General features: G+C 62.4%; 2 protein-coding genes. Both read left to right on the forward strand.

Features of this window, described 5'->3' with window-relative positions; genetic code table 11:
• Window positions 1–145: 145 nt before the first annotated feature.
• Complete coding sequence (locus tag PIGHUM_RS23800) at window positions 146–523, forward strand: histidine triad nucleotide-binding protein (RefSeq protein ID WP_124082285.1); 378 nt, start codon at window positions 146–148, stop codon at window positions 521–523.
• Between the two features lie 32 nt (window positions 524–555).
• The coding region (tatA, locus tag PIGHUM_RS23805) for a Sec-independent protein translocase subunit TatA (protein WP_124082287.1) at window positions 556–720 on the forward strand (165 nt) is incomplete at its 3' end.

Below are 720 nucleotides of genomic sequence, written 5' to 3' on the forward strand. Positions count from 1 at the left end.
ATGAGCCCCCCCCTACGCGCTGAGAGGGAAGCCCACCCCCTACCCGCTTACGCGGGCCCCCTCAAGGGGGCGGCGCTGGCGGACCGGCCGAGCCGGATCCGCGGCGCCCTGGATCGAACGCGCATAGGTATTACGGAAAACTTATATGACTGATGACTGTATTTTCTGCAAGATTGCGAAGGGGGAAATACCCTCTCGCAAGGTCTACGAAGACGACGAGATCCTCGCGTTTCACGACATCAACCCGAGCGCCCCGGTGCATTTCCTGGTGATTCCCAAGAAGCACATCGCGTCGATGCAGGATCTCGCCGCGGCCGACGTGCCGCTGTTGGGTAGAATGCAGGTTCTGATTCCCCGCCTGGCCCTGGAGCAGGGTTGCCGTCCCGGGCCGGAAGGGGGCTTCCGCCTGATCGCCAACAATGGCGCCGACGGAGGCCAGGAAGTGCCGCATCTGCACTATCACGTGGTCGGCGGTCCCCGCCCCTGGAAACGCAACCAACCGGGCGTCGTCCGGTCCGACTGAACGAATTGACGCCGCAAGGCGTGGAGCAAGTAATGGGTAGCTTTAGCATTTGGCACTGGCTGATCGTCCTGGTGATCGTGGTCCTGATCTTCGGCACCAAGAAATTGAAGAACATGGGGCAAGACCTCGGCGGTGCCGTGAAGGGTTTCAAGGAAGGCATGAAGGAAGGCAGCGACTCCGCCGCCACCCCCCCGTCC

The organism is Pigmentiphaga humi (genome assembly GCF_900606115.1).
GTDB lineage: Bacteria > Pseudomonadota > Gammaproteobacteria > Burkholderiales > Burkholderiaceae_B > Pigmentiphaga > Pigmentiphaga humi.